This is a genomic window from Clostridium sp. CAG:43 (assembly GCF_000434655.1).
GTDB classification, from domain to species: Bacteria; Bacillota; Clostridia; order Lachnospirales; family Lachnospiraceae; genus Otoolea; species Otoolea fessa.
The window spans coordinates 1-4671 of record NZ_FR895105.1 but is presented as its reverse complement, the minus strand read 5'-3'; the positions used below and the strand labels follow the sequence as shown (position 1 = coordinate 4671).

General features: G+C 51.1%; 4 protein-coding genes and 1 pseudogene. All 5 read right to left on the bottom strand.

Features of this window, described 5'->3' with window-relative positions:
- Positions 1-220: pseudogene (locus QVO97_RS09760) on the bottom strand (riboflavin biosynthesis protein RibF); the annotation flags it as partial.
- Between the two features lies 1 nt (position 221).
- The gene (truB, locus tag QVO97_RS09755) at positions 222-1199 is read right to left on the bottom strand and encodes a tRNA pseudouridine(55) synthase TruB (RefSeq protein WP_022360142.1); all 978 of its coding nucleotides are present in this window, start codon (positions 1197-1199) and stop codon (positions 222-224) included.
- Between the two features lie 82 nt (positions 1200-1281).
- On the bottom strand, positions 1282-2253 hold the full coding sequence (locus QVO97_RS09750) for a DHH family phosphoesterase (RefSeq protein WP_022360141.1): 972 nt from the start codon (positions 2251-2253) through the stop codon (positions 1282-1284).
- On the bottom strand, positions 2246-2638 hold the full coding sequence (gene rbfA, locus QVO97_RS09745) for a 30S ribosome-binding factor RbfA (protein WP_022360140.1): 393 nt from the start codon (positions 2636-2638) through the stop codon (positions 2246-2248). Before rbfA ends, QVO97_RS09750 begins: the two co-directional genes overlap by 8 nt.
- A gap of 16 nt (positions 2639-2654) precedes the next feature.
- The coding region (gene infB / locus QVO97_RS09740; RefSeq protein WP_288189568.1) for a translation initiation factor IF-2 at positions 2655-4671 on the bottom strand (2017 nt) is incomplete at its 5' end.

Here is a 4671-nt window from a genome sequence, read left to right as displayed (position 1 = left end):
GCTCCTCGTTGGTCGTGATCATCGTCTGCAACTTTCCCCGGATCAAGGTTCCCGGTGCCGTCTCAAAGGTAAACACCGCTGGTTTATATCCTTTTTCTCGATACCGCATCACTTCCCGCAGCAGCTTCTGATGCCCTCTGTGAAGACCGTCAAACTTACCGATCGTGACCGCAGTCGGCTCTTTTATCTGAAATTCTCTGGTTCCGGCAAAATACTGCATCTTACTCTCCTCCCAGAAAGATCTTACGTGGTTTCCATTGTTTCTTCTCCGGCTGATAGGCATAGAGACCGATAAACTGGTTTGCGCTGTCATAGACGCGGATGATTCCAGAATCCGGAAGTACCATCTCTGAGTTTCCATCCGCAGAAACCTGGTGTTCAGCCAAACTGCTTCCGATCTGCACTAAGCAGCCGTCTCTCGGTCCCAGCCCCTTCGGGAATGGATTTCCATTCTGCAGAAGCTTATCCAGAACTTCGCTCTCCGACACATACGCCGGGCAGTCCTCAAACATTCCATCCACCGGCACGATCCTATCCTCGATCTGACCGGCTTTCGCCAGCGCTTCCACCTCGGACAGGCGCAGGCTGTCCCCGATCGCAAATCGATCGACGCGGGTGCGGATCAGTTTTTCCATACAGCCACCGCATCCCAGCTTTTCACCGATGTCATGGCACAGGGTACGGATGTAGGTTCCCTTAGAACAGGTCACGGTCATCGTCACACGCGGCAGTTCCACCGCATCTATCTGAAGATCATAGATTTCCACCGGACGCGCTGCCCGCTCTACCTCTTTTCCGGCTCTCGCCAGCTCGTAGAGCTTCTTTCCGTTGACCTTGAGCGCCGAATACATCGGCGGTACCTGCATATACGGACCAACAAAGCTCTCCGCCGCCCCGCGGACTGCTGGTTCTGTCAGCTGTTCCGTCGGTTTCTCCGAAAGAATCGTTCCTGTCATATCCTGCGTATCGGTTTCGGTTCCCAGCAAAAGAACTGCCTGATACGTCTTCCTCTTATCCGTCAAAAGGTCGCACAGCTTCGTGCCCTTCCCCAGACATACAGGGAGTACGCCCTCCGCTGCCGGATCGAGCGTACCCGTATGACCGATCTTTTTCTGTCTCAAAATGCCCCGGAGCTTCGCCACCACATCGTGGGACGTAAACCCCGGTTCTTTATAAATATTTATCACACCGTGAAACATAAAATCTCCTAAAAAATCAGAACTATTACCGTCCATGCGCTGTGCACCTGAAAGCAGGCAGCGCAATCAGCAACAGAACCTCCTATTCCTCCCTACGGGCATCCATCTGTTTCTCAATATGTCCCGTCAGGTTGTTGATCACATCCCTCGGATGTCCCTGCATCGTGCAGCCCGCCGCGTGGATGTGTCCGCCGCCGCCGAAATACGCCGCCACCTTGCTCACATCGACATAGTCGTTGGAACGAAGGCTGACCTTGTACTCGTTGAACGCCTTTTCATAGATGAAAATGGCACATTCCACTCCTTCGGTAATCCGGAGCTGATCGATAATGCCATCCAGATCGTTCGTATCGACACCGTAAAACTCCATTTCTTTCTGGGAAACCACACTGAAAATACATCTTCCATCCAGAATCCGTGTACTGCTAAGCAGCGCTTTTCCGAGAATCTGGTTCTGTGCGTAGGTCTTGCGGTAAAAGCTGTCGTCGATGATCTTCGCCGCGTTCACGCCTTTTTCCATCAGCGTGCCCGCGATTTCCATCGTTTTCCGGGTCGTTGAATTGTACTTAAATACACCTGTGTCATGCACAATTCCGGTATAGAGACACTCTGCCGCCTCCCTGCTGATCTTTGCCTCATCAAGAAGCGTGTATAACACTTCGCTGCAGGAGCTTGCGTCCGGAATGATGTAATTTTGTTCTGCAAATCCTGTATTGGTTCTGTGATGATCGATACAGAGTGTCTTGGCGGCGCTGTCAAAATAGACCGCGTAGCCGCCCAGACGCTCTTTGTCGCTGGCATCCAGCGTAATGCACAGATCAAACTGTTTTTCCGGCACAATCTCGGTATGAATTTTCTCAAAATCATTCATATAAGAAAATTTAGCAGCCGGATGGTCGAGAAACAGTTCTGCCTCTATCTGCGGATAATTCTCCCGCAGATAGTTAAACAGTCCCAGAGTCGTTCCGATACAGTCCCCGTCCGGATGGATGTGACCAAGCAGTACGATGTGCTCCACCCCTTCCAGTGACGCCTCTAAGATATTTTTACTCATTTTCTTCCTCATCTCCCGATTCTGAGTCTCTGAGGTTTTCAGTTACTTCATCGATCAGGCGGGTCATGTGTACACCGTACTCAATCGACTGATCGAGAATAAATGTAATTTCCGGCGTATTCCGTAAATTAATGCGTTTTGCAAGCTGAGTACGGACAAATCCGACAGCACTTTTCAGTCCCTGGATCGTATCCTTCGCCGCTTCCTCGTTGCCTAACACGCTGATATACGCCTTGCAGTACTTGAGATCCGGAGTTACCTCCACGGAGACAACCGTTGTCATCGGATGAATCCGCGGATCTTTCAGCTCACGGCTGATGATGGAACTCAGCTCTCTCTGTACTTCACTGTTAATTCTTGTATTTTTAATGCTATTTTTACGCATGAATCCCTCTGCCTTTCTAGCGCGGAACCTCTACCATCGCATATGCTTCGATCATATCGTCTTCCTGCAGATCGTTGAACTTCTCAAATACAAGACCACACTCGTATCCGGAAGCAACTTCCTTCACGTCGTCCTTGAAACGCTTTAAGGATGCCAGCGGACCATCGAAGATCTGCTCGCCGTCACGGGTAATACGTGCCTTGCAGCCTCTCTGGAATTTACCATCCAGGACGTAGGAACCAGCGATAGTACCAACGCCGGAAGCCTTGAAGGTCTGACGTACAACGGCGTGACCGATTACCTGCTCCTCGTAAATCGGGTCAAGCATACCCTTCATCGCTGCCTCGACATCCTCGATTGCCTGATAGATGACGCGGTAGAGACGAACGTCTACTTTCTCACGCTCTGCGATGGACTTCGCGGTTGCGTCCGGGCGCACATTGAAACCAATAATGATCGCGTTGGATGCGGCTGCCAGACTGACGTCGGACTCGTTGATCGCACCAACACCGCCGTGGATGACCTTGACTACGACCTCCTCGTTGGACAGCTTCATCAGGCTCTGTTTTACTGCCTCGACAGAACCCTGTACGTCTGCCTTGACGATCAGTGGAAGTTCCTTTACATTTCCTGCCTTGATCTGGGAGAACAGATCGTCCAGGGAAAGCTTCATCTTTGTATCTTCAATTAACTTATTCTTGCTCTCAGAGATAAAGGTTTCTGCAAAGCTTCTTGCCTCTTTCTCGTTCTCCGGCTGTACAAATACCTCGCCGGCGTTCGGTACGTCATTAAGACCCAGAATCTCGACCGGAGTGGACGGACCAGCCTCTTTGACGCGGCGTCCTTTATCGTCCATCATCGCACGGACACGGCCGTAGCAGGCACCTGCCGCGATCGGATCACCGACATGCAGGGTACCTTTCTGTACCAGGACGGTCGCAACCGGACCTTTACCCTTATCCAGCTCCGCCTCGATGACAAGACCTCTCGCATTACGGTTCGGGTTTGCCTTTAACTCTTTGACCTCTGCAGTCAGAAGGATCATCTCAAGCAGTTCCTTGATACCTTCCTTGGTATGTGCAGATACCGGAACGAAGATGGTGCTGCCGCCCCAGTCCTCCGGAACCAGTTCGTACTCGATAAGCTCCTGTTTTACCTTCTCGATATTGGCACTCGGCTTATCGATCTTGTTGATCGCTACGATGATCTCAACACCTGCTGCCTTCGCATGGTTGATCGCCTCGATGGTCTGCGGCATAACACCGTCATCTGCTGCAACAACGAGGATTGCAATATCAGTGGATTTTGCACCACGCATACGCATTGCGGTAAATGCCTCATGTCCCGGCGTATCGAGGAATGTGATCTTCTGTCCGTTGATCTCTACCATGTACGCACCGATGTGCTGGGTGATACCGCCTGCCTCTTTTGCAGTTACATTGGTCTGGCGGATTGCATCCAGAAGGGAGGTTTTACCATGATCGACATGACCCATAACGCATACAACCGGCGGACGGGTTACCATGTCCTTCTCATCCTCTTCTTCCTCTTTCAGAAGCTCCTCGATGACGTCAACCTTGACCTCTTTCTCACAGAGTACGTCAAACTCCATCGCGATCTCTTCTGCCTGCTCGTAATCTACTTCCTGATTGATGGTGACAACCTTGCCCTGTAAAAAGAGCTTCTTTACAATCACAGACGGCTGAAGTTTCATCTTGTCTGCGAGATCCTTGATGGTGATTACCTCCGGGATCGTGATTGTCTTGATCTCCTCAACCTTTGCCTCCTTCTTCTGCGGCGGCTGAACAGCGCTCTTTACGTTCTTTCCGCCTCTTCCCTTGGAGTGCATCTCTTCCTCATGGTCGATCTTGCTATATTTATCGTTCTTGTAATTATTCTTATTCTGCTTGTTGTTCTGCGGTTTCTGTACAACCGGACTGTCGAAGGATGGCTTCGGAATATTTAAACCGCCGCGTCCATCGCGTCCGCCTCTCTGACCATCACGGCCGCCCTGATAGCCGCCGCTTCTCTGT

Bases quoted from the DNA above. Each gene is read 5' to 3' on its own strand.
- truB (WP_022360142.1), bottom strand. From the start codon at position 1,199: ATGTTTCACGGTGTGATAAATATTTATAAAGAACCGGGGTTTACGTCC.
- QVO97_RS09750 (WP_022360141.1), bottom strand. From the start codon at position 2,253: ATGAGTAAAAATATCTTAGAGGCGTCACTGGAAGGGGTGGAGCACATC.
- rbfA (WP_022360140.1), bottom strand. From the start codon at position 2,638: ATGCGTAAAAATAGCATTAAAAATACAAGAATTAACAGTGAAGTACAG.